This window comes from Pseudomonas sp. zfem001, from assembly GCF_032621725.1.
Lineage (GTDB): Bacteria > Pseudomonadota > Gammaproteobacteria > Pseudomonadales > Pseudomonadaceae > Aquipseudomonas > Aquipseudomonas sediminis.
Genome location: NZ_JAVYJI010000006.1, coordinates 307,434 through 327,199 on the forward strand (window position 1 = coordinate 307,434; position 19,766 = coordinate 327,199).

Annotated in this window: 16 protein-coding genes; all 16 read left to right on the forward strand. The window is 60.9% G+C overall.

Going from position 1 to position 19,766, the window contains the following annotated elements; all coding sequences use genetic code 11:
* Positions 1-30: 30 nt before the first annotated feature.
* Positions 31-1,383 (forward strand): sigma E protease regulator RseP, encoded by a 1,353-nt coding sequence (gene rseP, locus RTH74_RS19950; RefSeq protein WP_316915805.1) that lies wholly within the window; start codon positions 31-33, stop codon positions 1,381-1,383.
* An 85-nt stretch (positions 1,384-1,468) separates the two neighbouring features.
* Positions 1,469-3,829, forward strand: coding sequence for an outer membrane protein assembly factor BamA (gene bamA, locus RTH74_RS19955; protein ID WP_316915806.1), 2,361 nt, complete (start codon positions 1,469-1,471; stop codon positions 3,827-3,829).
* A 44-nt stretch (positions 3,830-3,873) separates the two neighbouring features.
* Positions 3,874-4,377: an OmpH family outer membrane protein gene (locus RTH74_RS19960; protein WP_099523471.1), complete on the forward strand. Its 504-nt coding sequence runs from the start codon at positions 3,874-3,876 to the stop codon at positions 4,375-4,377.
* Positions 4,378-4,379: 2 nt separating this feature from the next.
* Positions 4,380-5,435 carry a UDP-3-O-(3-hydroxymyristoyl)glucosamine N-acyltransferase gene (gene lpxD / locus RTH74_RS19965; protein ID WP_316915807.1) on the forward strand — a complete coding sequence of 352 codons (1,056 nt, stop codon included), beginning with the start codon at positions 4,380-4,382 and terminating at the stop codon, positions 5,433-5,435.
* Between the two features lie 47 nt (positions 5,436-5,482).
* Positions 5,483-5,923, forward strand: coding sequence for a 3-hydroxyacyl-ACP dehydratase FabZ (fabZ, locus tag RTH74_RS19970; protein WP_003244215.1), 441 nt, complete (start codon positions 5,483-5,485; stop codon positions 5,921-5,923).
* On the forward strand, positions 5,920-6,696 hold the full coding sequence (gene lpxA / locus RTH74_RS19975; protein ID WP_106734973.1) for an acyl-ACP--UDP-N-acetylglucosamine O-acyltransferase: 777 nt from the start codon (positions 5,920-5,922) through the stop codon (positions 6,694-6,696). The genes fabZ and lpxA overlap by 4 nt, the downstream gene beginning before the upstream one ends.
* 5 nt (positions 6,697-6,701) lie before the next feature.
* Entirely contained in the window at positions 6,702-7,835 is a 1,134-nt protein-coding gene (lpxB, locus tag RTH74_RS19980) for a lipid-A-disaccharide synthase (RefSeq protein WP_316915808.1), read from the forward strand.
* Positions 7,835-8,434, forward strand: coding sequence for a ribonuclease HII (gene rnhB / locus RTH74_RS19985; protein WP_316915809.1), 600 nt, complete (start codon positions 7,835-7,837; stop codon positions 8,432-8,434). The genes lpxB and rnhB overlap by 1 nt, the downstream gene beginning before the upstream one ends.
* Positions 8,435-8,548: 114 nt before the next feature.
* Complete coding sequence (dnaE, locus tag RTH74_RS19990; protein WP_316915810.1) at positions 8,549-12,079, forward strand: DNA polymerase III subunit alpha; 3,531 nt, start codon at positions 8,549-8,551, stop codon at positions 12,077-12,079.
* A gap of 137 nt (positions 12,080-12,216) precedes the next feature.
* Complete coding sequence (locus tag RTH74_RS19995; protein ID WP_099523456.1) at positions 12,217-13,167, forward strand: acetyl-CoA carboxylase carboxyltransferase subunit alpha; 951 nt, start codon at positions 12,217-12,219, stop codon at positions 13,165-13,167.
* Between the two features lie 58 nt (positions 13,168-13,225).
* Positions 13,226-14,548 carry a tRNA lysidine(34) synthetase TilS gene (gene tilS / locus RTH74_RS20000; protein ID WP_316915811.1) on the forward strand — a complete coding sequence of 441 codons (1,323 nt, stop codon included), beginning with the start codon at positions 13,226-13,228 and terminating at the stop codon, positions 14,546-14,548.
* A gap of 151 nt (positions 14,549-14,699) precedes the next feature.
* A complete protein-coding gene (locus RTH74_RS20005) occupies positions 14,700-16,331 on the forward strand; it encodes a CTP synthase (protein ID WP_316915812.1) in 1,632 nt (543 codons plus the stop codon).
* 3 nt (positions 16,332-16,334) lie between these two features.
* Positions 16,335-17,180: a 3-deoxy-8-phosphooctulonate synthase gene (kdsA, locus tag RTH74_RS20010; protein WP_017674773.1), complete on the forward strand. Its 846-nt coding sequence runs from the start codon at positions 16,335-16,337 to the stop codon at positions 17,178-17,180.
* 145 nt (positions 17,181-17,325) lie between these two features.
* Complete coding sequence (eno, locus tag RTH74_RS20015; RefSeq protein WP_316915813.1) at positions 17,326-18,615, forward strand: phosphopyruvate hydratase; 1,290 nt, start codon at positions 17,326-17,328, stop codon at positions 18,613-18,615.
* 177 nt (positions 18,616-18,792) lie between these two features.
* Complete coding sequence (locus RTH74_RS20020; RefSeq protein ID WP_179576994.1) at positions 18,793-19,071, forward strand: septum formation initiator family protein; 279 nt, start codon at positions 18,793-18,795, stop codon at positions 19,069-19,071.
* Positions 19,068-19,766 (forward strand): 2-C-methyl-D-erythritol 4-phosphate cytidylyltransferase, encoded by a 699-nt coding sequence (gene ispD / locus RTH74_RS20025; RefSeq protein ID WP_316915814.1) that lies wholly within the window; start codon positions 19,068-19,070, stop codon positions 19,764-19,766. The genes RTH74_RS20020 and ispD overlap by 4 nt, the downstream gene beginning before the upstream one ends.

Sequence of the window (19,766 nt, forward strand, 5' to 3'; positions counted from 1 at the left end):
TTGAGCGGCTCGTAGGGCTGGAGAAGTGAAATGAGTGGGTTGTACATGCTGGTTGGCACCCTGATCGCACTGGGTGTCCTGGTCACCTTTCACGAGTACGGACACTTCTGGGTGGCTCGCCGCTGCGGCGTCAAGGTGCTGCGCTTTTCCGTTGGCTTCGGTACGCCACTGTTGCGCTGGCACGACCGCCAGGGCACTGAGTTCGTCGTAGCAGCCATTCCTCTGGGCGGCTACGTCAAGATGCTTGATGAACGCGAGGGCGATGTACCGCCCGAACTGGTCGAGCAATCCTTCAATCGCAAGAGTGTACGCCAGCGCATCGCCATTGTTGCCGCTGGCCCGCTGGCCAATTTCCTGCTGGCGCTGCTGTTCTTCTGGTTCGTCGCCATGCTCGGCAGTCAGCAGGTTCGGCCGGTGATCGGTGGCGTGCAGCCGGACAGCCTGGCGGAAGTGGCCGGGCTGCGTGCTGGGCAGGAGATCGTTGCAGTCAACGGCGAGGCCACCAGTGGTTGGGCGGCGGTCAATCTGCAGCTGGTAAGGCGTCTGGGCGAGAGCGGTACGCTCGATCTGCGCGTGCTCGAGCCGGGCTCCACGGTTGAAGCGCCCAAGCAGGTGCAATTGGATAACTGGTTGCGCGGCGTCGACGAGCCGGACCCGATTGGCTCGCTGGGGATTCGCCCCTGGCGCCCAGTGCTGGAGCCGGTTCTGGCTGAGGTGGATTCCAAGGGGCCTGCCTATGCTGCAGGCTTGCAGGCCGGAGATCGACTGCTGGCACTCGATGGCGAGCCGCTCGTTGACTGGCAGGGTTTGGTTGATCGTGTAAGGGCATTGCCAGGTGAGGCGGTCACGCTGCGCTTCGAGCGCGCGGGACAGGAGCGGGACGTGCAGCTGACACTGGCGTCGCGCGGTGAAGGGGAAGCTCGCAGCGGTTATCTGGGCGCGGGTGTGCAGGGTGTCGAGTGGCCGCCAGAGATGCTCCGCGAGGTGCGCTACGGTCCGCTCGATGGCGTCGTCGAGGGCATGCGTCAAACCTGGTCCATGAGCCTGCTGACCCTCGATTCCCTCAAGAAAATGCTGTTCGGTGAGCTCTCGGTAAAAAACTTGAGTGGGCCGATAACCATTGCTAAAGTGGCGGGCGCTTCAGCTGAGTCAGGGCTGGGGGATTTCCTGAAATTCCTTGCATATCTGAGTATTAGCCTGGGGGTTCTCAATCTGCTGCCCATTCCTGTACTGGATGGTGGGCATCTGCTGTTTTATCTGGTCGAGTGGGTGCGTGGTCGCCCCTTGTCTGAGCGGGTTCAGGGTTGGGGGATGCAGATCGGCATCAGTCTGGTTATCGGGGTCATGTTGCTTGCCCTGGTCAACGACCTCAGCCGCCTGTGAGCATTGCTGAATACGTTCTTGAGATTTAAAAGAAGTGTCGCCTAAGCGGCAGTTTTTATCGTCAGTTGGAATAAGAAAGGACTTCATGAAACGTCTGCTGCTACCTGCGGTACTGTCCGCATTGATGATCGCCGAAGTTCACGCCGAGTCCTTCACCATCTCCGATATACGCGTCAACGGCCTGCAGCGGGTTTCCGCGGGTAGTGTATTCGGCGCGTTGCCGCTCAATGTGGGCGAGCGGATAGATGATCGCCAGCTGGTCGATGCCACCCGCTCCCTGTTCCGTACCGGCTTCTTCCAGGATATTCAGCTTGGTCGCGATGGCGACGTGCTGGTCGTTACTGTGGTCGAGCGTCCCTCCATCTCCGGCATCGAGATCGAAGGCAACAAGGCCATCAGCACTGAAGACCTGCTCAAGGGCCTGAACCAGTCTGGTCTGGCCGAGGGCGAGATCTTCCAGCGCGCCACCCTCGAAGGCGTGCGTAACGAGCTGCAGCGCCAGTATGTCGCTCAGGGCCGTTATTCGGCCGAGATCGAAGCCGAGGTGATTCCGCAGCCGCGTAACCGCGTGGCGCTGAAGATCACCATCAACGAAGGCACCGTAGCCGCTATCTCCCACATCAACGTGGTCGGCAATACCGTGTTCTCCGATGAAGATCTGGTCGATCTGTTCGAGCTGAAGACCACCAACTGGCTGTCCTTCTTCAAGAACGACGACAAGTACGCCCGCGAAAAGCTGTCCGGTGACCTCGAGCGTCTGCGCTCCTACTACCTGGACCGCGGCTACATCAATATGGATATCAGCTCCACGCAGGTTTCCATCACCCCGGACAAGAAGCACGTCTACATCACCGTCAACGTCGAAGAAGGCGAGAAGTACAGCGTTCGCGACGTGAAACTGTCCGGTGACCTCAAGGTCCCGGAAGACGATGTGCGCGCACTGCTGCTGGTCAAGGAAGGTCAGGTCTTCTCGCGCAAGATCATGACCACCACCAGTGAGCTGATCACCCGTCGTCTGGGTAACGAGGGTTACACCTTCGCCAACGTCAACGGCGTGCCGGAAGCGCACGACGAAGACAACACCGTTTCGATCACCTTCTTCGTCGATCCGGGCAAGCGTGCCTACGTCAACCGTATCAACTTCCGCGGCAACACCAAGTCCGAAGACGAAGTGCTGCGTCGCGAAATGCGTCAGATGGAAGGTGGCTGGGCCTCGACCTACCTGATCGACCAGTCCAAGACTCGCCTGGAGCGCCTGGGCTTCTTCAAGGAAGTCAACGTCGAAACTCCGCAAGTGCCAGGCACTGATGACCAGATCGACGTCAACTACAGCGTCGAAGAGCAGCCGTCCGGCTCCATCACTGCCAGCGTCGGTTTCGCCCAGAACGCCGGCCTGATCCTTGGTGGTTCGATCAGCCAGAACAACTTCCTGGGTACCGGTAACCGCGTCAGCATCGGTCTGACTCGCAGTGAATACCAGACCCGATACAGCTTTGGCTTCGTTGATCCCTACTGGACCGTCGATGGCGTTAGTCTGGGTTACAACGCCTTCTACCGCACCACCGACTACGATGAACTCGATGTCGATGTATCCAGCTATTCGGTTGACAGCCTGGGTGCGGGTATCAACATCGGCTACCCGATCAGCGAAACCGCGCGTCTGACCTATGGTCTGACCGTACAGCAGGACAGTATCGATACCGGTCGTTATACCGTCGACGAGATCTTCGATTTCATCGACTCTGAGGGCGATAACTACCTGAACTTCAAGGGTTCCATCGGCTGGTCCGAGTCGACCCTGAACCGTGGTGTACTGGCCAACCGTGGTCATTCGCAGAGCCTGGTGCTGGAAACCACGCTGCCAGGTAGCGATCTGTCGTTCTACAAGCTCGACTACCGTGGTCAGGTGTTCACCCCGATCAGCGACAACTACACCCTGCGTTTCCATACCCAGCTGGGTTATGGCGACAGCTACGGCTCCACTGCTGAGCTGCCGTTCTATGAGCACTACTACGCGGGTGGTTTCAACTCGGTACGTGGTTTCGAAGACAGCAGTCTGGGCCCGCGTAGCACGCCGAGTACCGGTGCCAAGCCAGGCACCCTGCGTGACCCGGATCAGGACCCGCTGCCGTTCGGTGGTAACGTACTGGTACAAGGTGGCGTCGAGATGCTGTTCCCGCTGCCGTTCGTCAAGGATCAGCGCTCGCTGCGTACCGCATTGTTCTGGGACGTGGGTAATGTCTTCGATACCAACTGCAGCTCCAGCCAGAAAAGGCTGAGCGACAGCTGCAATATCGACTTCAGCAGCATGGCCAGCTCCGTGGGTGTCGGCCTGACCTGGATCACCGCACTGGGCCCGCTGAGCTTCAGTCTGGCCATGCCGATCAAGAAGCCGGATGATGCCGATACTCAGGTATTCCAGTTCTCCCTAGGTCAAACCTTCTAAGTTCGTTTCACAGAAAGCCAACAGTTTTGTTGCAGGAGTGCATTGTGCGTAAGTTGACTCAACTGGTTCTGTTCACCGCCGCCCTGATCGCCACTCCGGCGTTCGCCGAGATGAAGGTGGCCGTACTGAACTATCAGATGGCGCTGCTCGAGTCGGATGCAGCCAAGCGCTACGCCGTCGATGCCGAGAAGAAGTTTGGTCCGCAACTGAACAAGCTCAAGACTCTGGAAAGCGACGCCAAGCGCATCCAGGATCGTATGGTCAAAGATGGCGACAAGATGCAGCAGGCTGAGCGCGAGCGTCTCGAGCTCGAATTCAAGCAGAAGGCCCGTGACTTCCAGTTCCAATCCAAGGAGCTGAACGAAGCCAAGGCCATTGCTGACCGCGAGATGCTGGGCAAGCTGAAGCCGAACCTGGATAAGGCCGTCGAAGACGTGATCAAGAACGGCAACTTCGACCTGGTGCTTGAGCGTGGTGCGGTGATCGAGGTCAAGCCTCAGTACGACATCACTCGCCAGGTCATCGAGCGCATGAACCAGATGCGTTAAGCATGACAGTGACAGTTACCCTCGGCCAATTGGCTGAGCGTCTTGGCGCCACCTTGCGTGGCGCCGAAGCGAAGGTCATCACGGGCCTGGCCACCTTACAGGAGGCCAGGCCCGAACAGTTGAGCTTCCTGGCCAATGCCCAGTACCGCAAGTTTCTGGCGCAGACCCAGGCCGGTGCCGTGCTGCTGACCGCAGCCGATGCTGAAGGCTACGCTGGCGATGCCCTGATCGTTGCCAACCCGTACCTGGCTTATGCCCAGCTGTCGCATGTGTTCGATCGCAAGCCCAAGGCTGCGCCGGGTATTCATGCCACGGCACAGATCGCCGAAGACGCTCTGGTCGATCCGAGTGCGAGTATTGGCGCTTTTGCGGTTATCGAAAGCGGTGCGCGTATCGGTGCTGATGTCAGCATCGGTGCCCATTGTGTAGTCGGTGCGCGCAGTGTGGTGGGTGATGGCGGCTGGCTGGCGCCGCGCGTGACGCTCTATCACGACGTGCAGATCGGTAAGCGGGTGGTGATCCAATCCGGTGCTGTGATCGGTGGTGAAGGCTTCGGTTTCGCCAACGAGAAGGGCGTCTGGCAGAAGATCGCGCAGATCGGTGGGGTAACCATCGGCGATGACGTCGAGATCGGCGCCAACACCACGGTGGATCGCGGTGCGCTGTCCGACACCCTGATCGGCAATGGTGTGAAGCTGGATAACCAGATCATGATCGCGCACAACGTGCAGATTGGTGACAACACTGCAATGGCGGGCTGCTGCGGTATTTCCGGCAGCACCAAGATCGGCAAGAACTGCATGATCGCTGGCGGTGTGGGGATGGTTGGTCATATCGAAGTGTGCGACAACGTGTTCGTCACCGGCATGACCATGGTGACCCGTTCGATCACCGAGCCGGGCGCCTATTCTTCCGGTACCGCCATGCAGCCGGCGGGCGAGTGGAAGAAGAGTGCGGCCCGTATTCGTCAGTTGGACGAGATGGCCAAGCGACTGCGTGAGCTGGAAAAACAGCTGGCCGCCGTGACCCAGACGGCAAACGTCTCATCTGATGCCTGAGCACGGCGCGGCCGTGCTCTTTTCTTTTCTTACAGGCTTAACCGGACATGATGGACATCAACGAAATTCGTGAATATTTGCCGCACCGCTATCCGTTCCTGCTGGTGGACCGTGTGGTGGACCTGGACGTCGAAGGCAAACAGATTCGCGCCTATAAGAATGTCAGCATCAATGAGCCGTTCTTCAACGGTCACTTCCCCGAGCACCCGATCATGCCGGGCGTTCTGATCATCGAGGCGATGGCTCAAGCTGCCGGTATCCTCGGCTTCAAGATGATGGGCGTGAAGCCGGCCGATGGCACCCTGTATTACTTCGTTGGCTCCGACAAGCTGCGTTTCCGTTCGCCGGTGTTGCCGGGTGACCAGCTGACGCTGGAAGCCAAGTACCTGAGCGATCGTCGCAGCATCTGGAAATTCGAGTGCCGCGCCACTGTCGATGGCAAGGAAGTCTGCTCCGCTGAAATCATCTGTGCGGAACGCAAGCTATGAGTTTGATTGACCCCCGCGCGATCATCGACCCCAGTGCCAGATTGGCTGACGACGTTGTCGTTGGCCCTTGGAGCATTGTTGGTGCCGATGTGGAAATTGGCGAGGGTACAGTCATCGGTCCGCACGTAGTGCTCAAGGGACCGACCGTGATTGGCAAGCACAACCGCATCTACCAGTTTTCTTCGGTCGGTGAAGATACGCCGGACCTGAAGTACAAAGGTGAGCTCACTCGTCTGGTGATCGGCGATCACAACACCATTCGCGAAGGCGTCACCATTCACCGCGGAACCGTACAGGATCGCAGTGAAACTACCATTGGCGACCACAACCTGATCATGGCTTATGCCCATATCGGCCATGACAGTGTGATCGGTAACCATTGCATTCTGGTCAACAACACGGCGCTGGCTGGTCATGTTTGGGTCGACGACTGGGCGATTCTGTCCGGCTACACCCTGGTGCACCAGTTCTGCCGCATTGGCGCGCACAGCTTCTCGGGCATGGGCACCGCGATTGGCAAGGATGTGCCTGCTTTCGTTACCGTATTCGGTAACCCGGCCGAGGCGCGCAGCATGAACTTTGAGGGCATGCGTCGTCGTGGTTTCTCAGCCGAGGCCATTGCCGCATTGCGCAAGGGTTACAAACAGGTTTATCGCCAGGGGCTGACCGTAGAGCAAGCACTGGCCGAATTGGCCGAGTCTGCTGCTCAATTCCCCGAGGTGGCGATCTTCCGTGATTCGATCCAGGCCTCCACGCGCGGCATCACGCGCTGATTCCTATGAACAGACCTATTCGCGTCGCACTGGTCGCCGGTGAGGCGTCCGGTGACATCCTCGGCTCCGGCCTGATGCAGGCCATCAAACAGCGTTATCCAGATGCCGAGTTCATCGGCGTTGGTGGTGCGCGCATGGAAGCCGAGGGTCTGAAATCCTACTTCCCGATGGAGCGCCTGGCCGTGATGGGCCTGGTCGAAGTGCTCGGTCGTTTGTTCGAACTGCTTGGCCGTCGCCGCCAGTTGGCGCGCGATCTGATCGCCGCGCAGCCGGATGTGTTCATCGGTATCGATGCCCCCGATTTCAACCTGGGCCTGGAACTCAAGCTGCGCCGTGCCGGGATCAAGACCGTGCATTACGTCAGCCCTTCGGTTTGGGCCTGGCGGCAGAAGCGGGTGCTGAAGATTCGCGAAGCCTGCGACTTGATGCTGACCCTGTTCCCGTTCGAGGCGCAGTTCTACGATGAACATCAGGTGCCGGTGCGCTTTGTCGGTCATCCGCTGGCCGATGCGATTCCCCAGCAAGCTGATCGTGCCGCCGCGCGCGAGGCACTGGATCTGCCGCAGGACGAGCCCGTGGTCGCGCTCATGCCAGGTAGCCGTGGTGGCGAGGTCGCGCGCTTGGGTGAGCTGTTTCTCGAGGCGGCGATCCGCCTGCGTGCGCTTCGCCCGGGTGTTCGTTTCCTGCTGCCTTGCGCCACCCCCGAGCGCCGTGAGCAGTTGGAGCAGATGCTGGCAGGGCGTGATTTGCCGCTGACGTTGCTCAACGGTCGATCCCACGAAGCGCTGGCCGCCTGCGATGCAGTGCTGATCGCGTCGGGTACCGCGACCCTGGAAGCGCTGCTGTACAAGCGGCCGATGGTGGTGGCGTACCGCGTAGCGCCGCTGACCTACCGTATCCTCAAGCGCCTGGTGAAGAGCCCCTATATCTCGCTGCCTAATCTGCTGGCCGAGCGTTTGCTGGTCCCTGAGCTGATTCAGGATGCAGCGACGCCTGAGGCATTGGCCCAGGCCGTGGCACCGCTGATCGATGGTGGGCAAGTGCAGACCGAAGGTTTCGACGTCATTCACCGTGCGCTGCGTCGCGATGCTTCGCAGTCTGCGGCCGATGCAGTTCTCAAGCTTGCTGGGCGAGTCTGATGCAGCTGGGATTGGACTTTACCCTGGTCGAAGAGCTGGTCGCTGGCGTTGATGAGGTTGGTCGTGGCCCGCTCTGCGGCGCCGTGGTGACGGCGGCGGTGATCCTCGATCCGGCGCGGCCGATCATCGGCCTGAACGACTCGAAGAAGCTCACCGAGGCGCGCCGTGAATTGCTGTTCGATGAGATCCGCGAGAAAGCCCTGTCCTGGTGCATCGCTCGCGCTGAGGTCGAGGAAATCGACCGCCTGAATATCCTGCATGCCACCATGTTGGCGATGCAGCGGGCCGTCGAGGGGTTGAGCGTAACGCCGAGACTGGCGCTGATCGACGGCAACCGTTGCCCCAAGCTGGCCGTGCCGAGTGCGCCGGTGGTCAAGGGCGACAGCCGGGTTCCGGCTATCGCCGCCGCTTCGATCCTGGCCAAGGTCAGTCGCGACCGTGAGATGCTCGAAATGGATCGTCTCTATCCCGGCTACGGCATTGCCGGTCACAAGGGTTACCCCACGCCCGTTCATCTCGAAGCGCTGATACGCTTGGGGCCTACGCCGATTCATCGGCGTTCTTTCGCCCCGGTACGTGCTTTGCTCGAAGGCGTGTAGCTGCATGGCCTGGATGCAGTCCGGGAAATGCCACGCCTGTTGAACCTCTGGCCCTCAGCCAGACCCTCTTAGGCTACAATCCGCGCTTTGTCGTTTTCACCTGCAAGGCCGCCCATGACTCAAGCGTTCGTCCACCTGCGTCTGCACACCGAATACTCCCTGGTCGATGGCCTGGTGCGGGTCAAACCGCTGATCAAGGCCGTTGCCGGGGCCGGCATGCCGGCGGTGGCGGTCACCGACATGAGCAACATGTGCTCGCTGGTGAAGTTCTACAAGACGGCCATGGGCGCTGGGGTCAAGCCGATCTGCGGCGCCGATATCTGGATGGCCAGCGCCGAGGAAGACGGCCCGCTGACGCGCCTGACCCTGCTGGCGATGAATGCCAAGGGCTACCGCAACCTCACCGAGCTGATCTCTCGTGGTTGGTCCGAAGGTCAGAGCAACGACCTGGTGATTATCCAGCGCGATTGGGTCAAGGATGCGGCAGAAGGTTTGATTGCGCTGTCCGGCGCCCGTGAGGGCGAAGTGGGTCAGGCGCTGCTGGCCGGTGACGAAGCGCTGGCCGAAACGCGTCTGCGCGAATGGATGGCAGTATTCCCGGACCGTTTCTACCTGGAAGTGCAACGCACTAGCCGTGTGGGTGACGAGGAATACCTGCACGCCGCCGTGGCGCTGGCCGATCGCGTCGAGGCACCGCTGGTGGCGACCAACGATGTGCGCTTTATCAAGCAGGGTGACTTCGAGGCCCACGAAACCCGCGTCTGCATCGGTGAAGGCCGTACCCTCGACGACCCGCGCCGGCCGCGACACTACTCCGACCAGCAGTACCTGAAAAGCGCTGACGAAATGTGGGAGCTGTTCTCCGACCTGCCTGAGGCACTGGAGAACACGGTCGAGATCGCCAAGCGCTGCAACATCGACGTGCAGCTCGGTAAATACTTTCTGCCGGATTTCCCCACGCCCAATGGCATGGGCATTGACGATTACCTGCGCCACGCCTCCTTCGAGGGTCTGGAAGAGCGCCTGGAAGTGCTGCTGCCCAAGGACACACCGGATTATGAGGCGAGGAAGCAGGTCTACATCGATCGCCTCAACTTCGAACTCGACATCATCATCCAGATGGGTTTCCCCGGTTACTTCCTGATCGTTATGGACTTCATCCAGTGGGCCAAGAACAACGGCGTGCCGGTTGGCCCGGGCCGTGGCTCGGGTGCCGGTTCGCTGGTGGCCTACGTGCTGAAGATCACCGACCTCGATCCGTTGGCCTATGACCTGCTGTTCGAACGTTTCCTCAACCCGGAACGGATTTCCATGCCCGACTTCGACGTCGACTTCTGCATGGACGGCCGCGACCGGGTGATCGACTACGTGGCCGAGAAGTACGGGCGTAATGCGGTGAGCCAGATCATCACCTTCGGCTCGATGGCGGCCAAGGCGGTGGTGCGCGATGTGGCGCGGGCGCAGGGCAAATCCTATGGCCTGGCCGACCGTCTGTCGAAGATGATCCCCTTCGAAGTGGGCATGACCCTGGAGAAAGCCTACGAGATGGAGGAGCCGCTGCGCGAGTTCCTCAAGAACGACGAGGAAGCCCAGGAAATCTGGGACATGTCGCTCAAGCTCGAAGGCGTGGTGCGCGGCACCGGCAAGCACGCTGGTGGTGTGGTGATCGCACCGACCAAACTCACCGACTTTTCGCCGATCGCCTGTGATGAAGAGGGTGGCGGCCTGGTGACCCAGTTCGACAAGGATGACGTCGAGCAGGCCGGCCTGGTCAAGTTCGACTTCCTAGGCTTGCGTACGCTGACCATCATCAAATGGGCGATGGAGACCATCCACCGTATCCAGAAGCGCGACGGCGCGCCGGATGAGGATCTGGTCAACATCGACTTCATCCCGCTGGATGACAAGAAAACCTACGACATGCTGCAGAAGGCGGAGACCACCGCGGTCTTCCAGCTTGAATCGCGCGGCATGAAGGAGCTGATCAAGAAGCTCAAGCCCGACTGCCTGGAAGACATGATCGCACTGGTGGCGCTGTTCCGCCCCGGCCCGCTGCAGTCCGGCATGGTGGACGACTTCATCAACCGTAAGCACGGCCGTGCCGAACTGTCCTATCCACATCCTGATTATCAGTATGCGGGGCTGGAACCAGTGCTCAAGCCCACCTACGGCATCATCCTGTACCAGGAACAGGTGATGCAGATCGCTCAGGTGATGGCCGGCTACACCCTCGGTGGTGCGGACATGCTGCGTCGCGCCATGGGTAAGAAGAAGCCCGAGGAGATGGCCAAGCAGCGCGGCGGCTTCATCGAAGGTTGTGCCAGCAACGGAATCGACGCCAACCTGGCGGGTAACATCTTCGATCTGGTGGAAAAGTTCGCCGGTTACGGCTTCAACAAGTCGCACTCGGCCGCTTACGGTCTGGTGTCCTACCAGACTGCCTGGCTCAAGGCGCATTACCCGGCGCCGTTCATGGCCGCGGTGCTCTCGGCGGACATGCACAACACCGACAAGGTGGTGATCCTGGTGGAAGAGTGCCGCAACATGAAGTTGCGCATCGATCCGCCGGACGTGAACGTCTCCGAATTCAAGTTCACCGTCAACGACGACGGTCGCATCGTCTACGGCCTGGGGGCGGTCAAGGGCGTGGGCGAGGGGCCGGTCGAGGCCATCGTCGAATGCCGGGCCGAGGGCGGGCCGTTCAAGGATCTGTTCGACTTCTGCAATCGCGTCGACCTCAAGCGCATTAACAAGCGCACTCTGGAAGCGTTGATCCGCAGCGGCGCGCTGGATCGTCTCGGCCCGTACTATCAGGACGAGCTCAAGGCCTATCAGGCCAGCGTGGACAAGAACCGCGCCGTGCTGCTGGCTTCCATGGAGGAGGCCGTGCAGTCCGCCGAGCAGACTGCGCGCAGCGCCGAGAGCGGCCATATGGATTTGTTCGGTGGCCTGTTCGCCGAGCCCGAGGCTGATGTCTACGCCAACCACCGTAAGGCCCGTGAACTGCCGATCAAGGAGCGTCTGAAAGGCGAGAAGGACACCCTGGGCATCTACCTGTCCGGCCACCCCATCGACGAGTACGAAGGCGAGATTCGCCGTTTCGCCCGTCAGCGCATCGTCGAACTGAAGCCGGCGCGCGATACCCAGACCATCGCCGGGATGATCGTCAACCTGCGGGTGATGAAGAACAAGAAGGGGGACAAGATGGGCTTCATTACTCTCGATGACCGCTCCGGGCGGATCGAGGCGTCGTTGTTCGCCGATGCTTTCGCCAGCAACCAGGCGTTGCTGCAGAACGATGCGCTGGTGGTGGTAGAGGGCGAGGTCAGCAATGACGACTTCTCCGGTGGCCTGCGTCTGCGAGCCAAGCGCGTGATGAGCCTGGAAGAAGCGCGCACCGGCCTGGCCGACAGCCTGCGGGTGAAGGTCGCTAGTGAGGCATTGAAGGGCGACCGCCTGCGCTGGCTGGCCGAGCTGTGCAGCAAGCACAAAGGCGCTTGCCCGGTGACCGTCGACTACAGTGGCGAGGAGGCACGGGCCTTGCTTCAATTCGGCGATGCCTGGCGAATCGACCCGGCCGACACTTTGATTCAGGCATTGCGTGACCAGTTCGGGCGCGACAACGTCTTTTTGCACTACCGCTGATATACGAGAGGAAAATTCCTCTTCGTGGCAGCAAAGGCACCCGAGGGTGTCGACCCGCTGCGCCCTATCCCTTAAGGTAGGGCGCCTAATGGATACAGCTCCCCGGCCACTTGGCCGTCGACGCAAGACGGATGACTATGAACCCGAATTTCCTCGATTTCGAACAGCCGATCGCCGACCTGCAAGCCAAGATCGAAGAGCTACGCCTGGTTGGTAACGACAACTCGCTGAATATCGGCGATGAAATTGCCCGCCTGCAGGACAAGAGCAGCTCCCTGACCGAAAGCATCTTCGGCAATCTAACCAGCTGGCAGATCGCGCAGCTTGCGCGCCACCCGCGTCGCCCTTACACCCTGGATTACATCCAGCACATCTTCACCGAGTTCGACGAATTGCACGGTGATCGTCACTTCTCTGATGACGCCGCTATCGTCGGTGGCATTGCTCGCCTGGGCGACCAGCCGGTGATGATCATCGGCCACCAGAAAGGCCGTGAAGTGCGTGAGAAGGTGCGCCGCAACTTCGGCATGCCGCGTCCGGAAGGCTACCGCAAGGCCTGCCGCCTGATGGAAATGGCCGAGCGCTTCAAGATGCCGATCCTCACCTTCATCGATACTCCGGGTGCCTATCCGGGTATCGATGCCGAGGAGCGTGGCCAGAGCGAGGCCATCGCCTGGAACCTGCGCGTGATGGCGCGTCTGAAAACGCCGATCATCGCCACCGTCATCGGTGAAGGTGGTTCTGGTGGTGCACTGGCCATCGGTGTTTGCGACCAGCTGAACATGCTGCAGTACTCCACCTACTCGGTGATCTCGCCGGAAGGCTGCGCCTCGATTCTCTGGCGTACCGCCGAGAAAGCGCCGGATGCCGCCGAAGCCATGGGCATCACCGCCGAGCGTCTGAAGGATCTGGGTATCGTCGATCAGGTGATCGCCGAACCGCTGGGTGGTGCGCACCGTGACCCGGCCGCAGCTTCCGAGTCGATCCGTCAGGAGCTGATCAAGCAACTGGCCAGCCTGCAGAAGCATGACACTGACGCGCTGCTCAAGCGTCGTTACGATCGTTTGATGAGCTACGGCATCGCCTGAGTTCGTTCTGCGTCTATCTCAACGGGCCTTCGGGCCCGTTGTTGTTTAAGCTTGGCCAATGACCGATCTCTCTATTCGCCTGCGCCAGGCCCTGCAACCGTGGTGTACGGCTCCTGCCTGGTGTATCGCCTTCTCCGGTGGTCTCGACTCCACCGTGCTGCTGCATTTGCTCGCCGATCTGGCTCGGCGTGAGAAGCTGCCGCCGCTTTCCGTCATTCATATCCATCATGGTTTGCAGTCGGCGGCTGACACCTGGCCAGAGCATTGCGCGCAGGTTTGCGCACGGCTGGGTATTGCTATGGACATCGTCAGGGTGCAGGTGGCGCCAGGCGCCAGTCTCGAGCAGGCAGCGCGTAACGCGCGTTATCAGGCTTTCACTGCGCGGCTTGGTCCGGGCGAGGTGTTGCTCAGTGCTCAGCATCGTGATGATCAGGCTGAGACTCTGCTGTTTCGTCTGTTGCGCGGTGCTGGCGTGCGCGGGCTGGCGGCGATGCCGACTGGTAGAGCGTTGGGGAAGGGCCACCTGATTCGGCCGCTGCTCGATTGTTCTCGGGCTGAATTACAGGCCTATGCGCAGAGTCATGGCCTTGCCTGGATCGAAGACCCGAGCAACGCCGATGAGCGTTTCAGTCGCAACTTCCTGCGGCGACAAGTGATGCCGCTGCTGGTGGAGCGCTGGCCGCAAGCGTCGAGCAGCCTGGTGCGCAGCGCAGGCCATCTGTCTGAGGCGCAGCAGTTGCTGGATGAATTGGCTGAGATCGACCTTGCCGCTGCGCATGGCGGCTCAGCGTTTGCCTGGCTGTCGTTGCCGTCGCTGTATCTGCCGGCTGTCACTGCGTTGAGCGAGGCGCGCCAGCGCAATTTGCTGCGCCACTGGTTGGCGCCTTATACGCGTATGCCCGATAGCGACCACTGGGCCGGCTGGTGTGACCTGCGTGATGCCGACACGGATGCAGCGCCGATCTGGAAGCTGGCCGATGGTGAGCTGCACCGTGCCGATGCTCGGCTTTGGTGGCTTAGCGGTGAGTGGCTGCAGCCGCTGGAACCACTCGATCGTTCCTTCAGCTCGTTTCCCGAGCCTGTCGAGCTGCCCGGTAACGGTTGTGTGCATCTACAGGGTGAGTTGCCGCCAGGTCGCTGGCATTTGCGTTACCGTCAGGGCGGTGAGTCACTGCAGCTGCCGGGGCGCGGCAGGCGCGATCTCAAGCGTCTGCTCAATGAGCTGCGCGTGCCGGCATTCGTGCGTCCGCGCCTGCCGCTGTTGTTCGATGGTGATGAGTTGATGGCGGTGGCGAACCTGACGCAGTCGTCAGTAATTCAGGCGAGCGGGGTGCGTCTGCAGTGGTCGCCGCCTATCGGCGTGCAAGGTTTGAGCTGGTAAGGCCTTTCCGGTAGACTACGCTCCCGTCTTAATACAGCTTTTGCCGACTCCCTCAGGGAGCTTGGCGAGCCTGCCATTTTTGCTATTGATGGCGCTCCTTCGCTTTCCCCGGCGGCATTGACCGCTTAAACGCAGACTTCTAGGGTTTTTCATGACGCGCTACATCTTCGTCACGGGTGGTGTTGTTTCTTCATTGGGGAAAGGCATTGCCTCGGCTTCACTGGCGGCCATCCTGGAGGCGCGGGGCCTGAAGGTCACCATGCTCAAGCTGGACCCTTACATCAACGTCGATCCGGGCACCATGAGCCCGTTCCAGCACGGTGAGGTGTTCGTCACCCACGACGGCGCCGAGACCGACCTCGACCTGGGTCACTACGAGCGGTTCATCCGCACCACGATGACCAAGGGCAACAACTTCACCACCGGCCGTGTGTACGAGGACGTACTGCGCAAGGAGCGCCGTGGTGATTACCTGGGTGCGACCATTCAGGTCATTCCGCACATCACCGACGAGATCAAGCGCCGCATCATCAAGGGTGCCGGCGATGCCGACGTGGCCCTGGTGGAAATCGGCGGCACCGTGGGTGACATCGAGTCGCAGCCGTTCCTCGAGGCCATCCGCCAACTGCGTGTGGAAGTCGGCGCCAAGCGCGCGATGCTGATGCACCTGACCCTGGTGCCGTACATCGCCACCGCTGGTGAGACCAAGACCAAGCCGACTCAGCACTCGGTCAAGGAACTGCGCTCCATCGGCCTGCAGCCTGACGTGCTGGTGTGCCGCTCCGATCACCCGATCGATGTCTCCTCGCGCCGCAAGATCGCCCTGTTCACCAACGTCGAAGAGCGTGCGGTGATTAGCCTGGAAGACGTCGACACCATCTACAAGATTCCGGGCGTGCTGCATGCCCAGGGTCTGGATGACTTCGTCGTCGAGCGCTTCGGCCTGGAATGCGGCGGCGCCGACCTTTCCGAGTGGGATCGCGTGGTCGATGCCAAGCTCAATCCGGAAAAAGAAGTCACCATCGCCATGGTTGGCAAGTACATGGAGCTGCTCGACGCGTACAAGTCGCTGATCGAAGCGATGAGCCACGCCGGCATCCAGAACCGTACCAAGGTCAACCTGCGTTATATCGACTCCGAAGACATTGAGAACCAGGGCACTGGCCTGCTCGAAGGCGTCGATGCCATCCTGGTGCCGGGCGGCTTCGGTCTGCGTGGCGTGGAAGGCAAGATCAAGACCGTGCAGTACGCTCGCGAGAACAAGATTCCCTACCTGGGCATCTGCCTCGGCATGCAGGTAGCGGTCATCGAGTACGCCCGTAACGTCGTGGGTTGGACTGACGCCAACTCTTCCGAATTCGACATGGCCAGCGCTCATCCGGTGGTGGGCCTGATTACCGAATGGCAGGACGCAACTGGCGCCACCGAGCAGCGCAGTGAAAGCTCTGACCTCGGCGGCACCATGCGCCTGGGTGCTCAGGACTGCCAACTGCAGGCCGGCTCTCTGGTACATGACTGCTATGGCAAGGACGTGATCGTCGAGCGTCATCGTCACCGTTACGAGGTGAACAACAACCTGCTGCCGAAGCTGACCGAGGCTGGCCTGAAGGTCACCGGCCGTTCTGGCGACGGCGCACTGGTCGAAGTGGTCGAGGCGCCGGATCATCCGTGGTTCGTTGCCTGCCAGTTCCACCCGGAGTTCACCTCCACGCCGCGTGACGGCCATCCGCTGTTCAGCGGTTTCGTCAATGCTGCCCTAGCGCAGAAAGCGAAGAAGGCTTAAGGCATGGCACAGAAGATCATCAAGGTTCGCGACATCGAGATCGCCAACGACAAGCCTTTCGTGCTGTTCGGCGGCATCAACGTGCTCGAGTCGCGCGACCTGGCCATGCAGGCCTGCGAGGAGTACGTACGGGTGACCGAGAAGCTCGGCATTCCCTACGTGTTCAAGGCCAGCTTCGACAAGGCCAACCGTTCTTCGGTTACCTCCTTCCGCGGCCCGGGCCTGGAAGAGGGCATGAAGATTTTCGAGGAAGTGAAGAAGACTTTCGGCGTGCCGGTGATCACCGATGTGCACGAGCCGCACCAGGCGGCTGCCGTGGCCGAAGTGTGCGACATCATCCAGTTGCCGGCTTTCCTGTCGCGGCAGACCGATCTGGTAGTGGCCATGGCCAAGACCGGTGCGGTAATCAACATCAAGAAGGCGCAGTTCCTCGCCCCGCAGGAAATGAAGCACATCCTGGCCAAGTGCGAAGAGGCCGGTAACGATCAGCTGATCCTCTGCGAGCGTGGTTCCTCCTTCGGTTACAACAACCTGGTGGTGGACATGCTCGGCTTCGGCATCATGAAGCAGTTCGAGTATCCGGTGTTCTTCGACGTGACCCACGCCCTGCAGATGCCGGGTGGTCGCGCCGACTCTGCTGGTGGTCGTCGCGCTCAGGTTACCGACCTGGCCAAGGCGGGCATGAGCCAGGGCCTGGCAGGCCTGTTCCTCGAAGCGCATCCGGATCCGGAAAACGCCAAGTGCGACGGTCCATGCGCCCTGCGCCTGAACAAGCTGGAGCCGTTTCTCACCCAGCTCAAGCAGTTGGATGACCTGATCAAGAGTTTTCCTCCGATCGAGACTGCCTGAGCCGGCTGTAATCCGGTAAAGTGCCGCCCGAGAAAAATCCCCCTGACCCGTGAGTCAGAGTGAGCCGTCGATCTGCCCCGGCAGCGACGGCCCAGTGCAGCCTGCTGCTGCCGTCTTATCGTCAACCTTTGGAGCGTTATCAAGAATGGCAAAGATCGTCGACATCAAGGGTCGTGAGGTTCTCGACTCCCGTGGTAACCCCACCGTGGAAGCGGATGTAATTCTGGAAGGCGGCATCGTCGGTAGCGCATGCGCTCCGTCCGGCGCCTCCACTGGCTCGCGCGAAGCGCTGGAGCTGCGTGACGGCGACAAGAGCCGTTACCTGGGCAAGGGCGTGCTGAAGGCCGTCGCCAACATCAACGGCCCGATCCGTGACCTGCTGCTGGGCAAAGACGCTGTCGACCAGAAAGCGCTGGATCGCGCGATGATCGAGCTCGACGGTACCGAGAACAAGGCCACTCTGGGCGCCAACGCCATCCTCGCCGTGTCCCTGGCTGCCGCCAAGGCCGCTGCTCAGGCCAAGGGCGTGCCGCTGTACGCGCACATCGCTGATCTGAATGGCACCCCGGGCGTCTACTCCATGCCGGTACCGATGATGAACATCATCAACGGCGGCGAGCACGCCGACAACAACGTCGATATCCAGGAGTTCATGGTGCAGCCGGTTGGCGCCAAGAATTTCGCCGACGCCCTGCGCATGGGCGCCGAGATCTTCCATCACCTCAAAGCCGTGCTCAAGGCCCGTGGCCTGAACACTGCCGTCGGTGACGAGGGTGGTTTCGCGCCGAACCTGGCCTCCAACGAAGACGCTCTGGCTGCCATTGCCGAAGCCGTTGCCAACGCCGGCTACAAGCTGGGTGACGACGTGACCCTGGCGCTGGACTGCGCTTCCAGCGAGTTCTTCAAGGACGGCCAGTACGACCTGGCCGGCGAAGGCAAGGTATTCAGCGGTGAAGGCTTTGCCGACTACCTGGCTGGTCTGACCGAGCGTTACCCGATCATCTCCATCGAAGACGGCATGGACGAGTCCGACTGGGCCAGCTGGAAAGTCCTGACCGACAAGATTGGCGCCAAGGTACAGCTGGTTGGCGACGACCTGTTCGTTACCAATACCAAGATCCTCAAGCGCGGTATCGACGAGCAGATCGGTAACTCGATCCTGATCAAGTTCAACCAGATCGGCTCGCTGACCGAGACCTTGGAAGCCATCCAGATGGCCAAGGCCGCTGGCTTCACCGCCGTGATCTCGCACCGCAGCGGCGAAACCGAAGACAGCACCATCGCCGACCTGGCCGTGGGTACTGCCGCTGGTCAGATCAAGACCGGTTCGCTGTGCCGTTCCGACCGCGTTTCCAAGTACAACCAACTGCTGCGTATCGAAGAGCAGTTGGGCGGCAAGGCCCCATACAAAGGTCGCGCCGAGTTCCGCGGCTAATATCTGCGTGGTAGAAAAGGGCGACGCAAGTCGCCCTTTTTCGTGGACGCTTCGTCGATCTCTGGGAACCAATGCACGGATGCAGGTACCGAAACCCCATGTCACTCATCAGACGGCTTCTTTTCAAGCATGAACGCAGCCCCTACCATGCCGATGACTCATTCTGCGAGCCGCTCCATGCGTAGTCCGTATTGGCTGTTTATCGTGTTGGTCCTGTTGCTGGGCGGTCTGCAATATCGATTGTGGGTCGGCGACGGTAGCCTGGCTGCTGCCAGCCGTCTGCAACAGCAGATCGCCGAGCAGCAGGGCGAGAACGAGCGCCTGCTGGAGCGCAATCGTATCCTCGAGGCCGAAGTGATGGAGCTCAAGCGCGGCATGGAAACCGTTGAAGAGCGGGCGCGCCAGGAGCTGGGCATGCTCAAAGAGGGTGAAACCCTCTATCTGCTGACTGAATGACCACGAAATTCTGGCTGGTGATTCCAGCTGCCGGTGTCGGCGCACGTATGGCCGCCGACCGGCCCAAGCAGTACCTGCAGATCGCCGGCCGCTGCATTCTTGAACACACTCTGCACTGTTTTCTTGACCATCCCGGTCTGCTGGGAGCGGTGGTGTGCGTTGCCGTGGATGACCCGTTCTGGCCGCAATTGCCTGTGGCAGGCGATGCGCGTATCCGCCGGGCGCCTGGCGGTCACGAACGCGCCGACTCGGTATTGGCAGGGCTGGAAGCGCTATTCGCAGGGGGCGCGGGCCGCGAGGATTGGGTGCTGGTGCATGACGCGGCACGACCCAATCTGTCCAAGGACGACCTTGAGCGACTGTTGGACAGTCTGGCTGATGATCCGGTCGGCGGCCTGCTGGCGGTGCCGGCGCGCGACACGCTCAAGCGTGCCGGAAGCGATGGCAGGGTGGTGGAGACTGTGGATCGTAGCGTGATCTGGCAGGCTTACACGCCGCAGATGTTTCGCCTGGGCGCGCTGCGCGAGGCTCTGGCGCAAGCGCTGAAAGAAGGCGTGGCAGTGACCGACGAAGCTTCGGCCATGGAGTGGGCAGGGCAGTCGCCCCGGCTCATCGAAGGCCGGGCGGACAACCTCAAGGTCACCCGCCCGGAAGATCTGCATTATCTACAACGTATCTGGCGCGAGAGCCGCTAG

Excerpts from the sequence above, each read along its gene's own strand:
- kdsA (WP_017674773.1), top strand. The coding sequence starts at position 16,335 with ATGGCACAGAAGATCATCAAGGTTCGCGACATCGAGATCGCCAACGAC.
- dnaE (WP_316915810.1), top strand. The coding sequence starts at position 8,549 with ATGACTCAAGCGTTCGTCCACCTGCGTCTGCACACCGAATACTCCCTG.
- ispD (WP_316915814.1), top strand. The coding sequence starts at position 19,068 with ATGACCACGAAATTCTGGCTGGTGATTCCAGCTGCCGGTGTCGGCGCA.
- RTH74_RS19995 (WP_099523456.1), top strand. The coding sequence starts at position 12,217 with ATGAACCCGAATTTCCTCGATTTCGAACAGCCGATCGCCGACCTGCAA.
- lpxA (WP_106734973.1), top strand. The coding sequence starts at position 5,920 with ATGAGTTTGATTGACCCCCGCGCGATCATCGACCCCAGTGCCAGATTG.
- rseP (WP_316915805.1), top strand. The coding sequence starts at position 31 with ATGAGTGGGTTGTACATGCTGGTTGGCACCCTGATCGCACTGGGTGTC.
- RTH74_RS20005 (WP_316915812.1), top strand. The coding sequence starts at position 14,700 with ATGACGCGCTACATCTTCGTCACGGGTGGTGTTGTTTCTTCATTGGGG.
- rnhB (WP_316915809.1), top strand. The coding sequence starts at position 7,835 with ATGCAGCTGGGATTGGACTTTACCCTGGTCGAAGAGCTGGTCGCTGGC.
- lpxB (WP_316915808.1), top strand. The coding sequence starts at position 6,702 with ATGAACAGACCTATTCGCGTCGCACTGGTCGCCGGTGAGGCGTCCGGT.
- tilS (WP_316915811.1), top strand. The coding sequence starts at position 13,226 with ATGACCGATCTCTCTATTCGCCTGCGCCAGGCCCTGCAACCGTGGTGT.
- eno (WP_316915813.1), top strand. The coding sequence starts at position 17,326 with ATGGCAAAGATCGTCGACATCAAGGGTCGTGAGGTTCTCGACTCCCGT.
- lpxD (WP_316915807.1), top strand. The coding sequence starts at position 4,380 with ATGACAGTGACAGTTACCCTCGGCCAATTGGCTGAGCGTCTTGGCGCC.
- bamA (WP_316915806.1), top strand. The coding sequence starts at position 1,469 with ATGAAACGTCTGCTGCTACCTGCGGTACTGTCCGCATTGATGATCGCC.
- fabZ (WP_003244215.1), top strand. The coding sequence starts at position 5,483 with ATGATGGACATCAACGAAATTCGTGAATATTTGCCGCACCGCTATCCG.
- RTH74_RS20020 (WP_179576994.1), top strand. The coding sequence starts at position 18,793 with ATGCGTAGTCCGTATTGGCTGTTTATCGTGTTGGTCCTGTTGCTGGGC.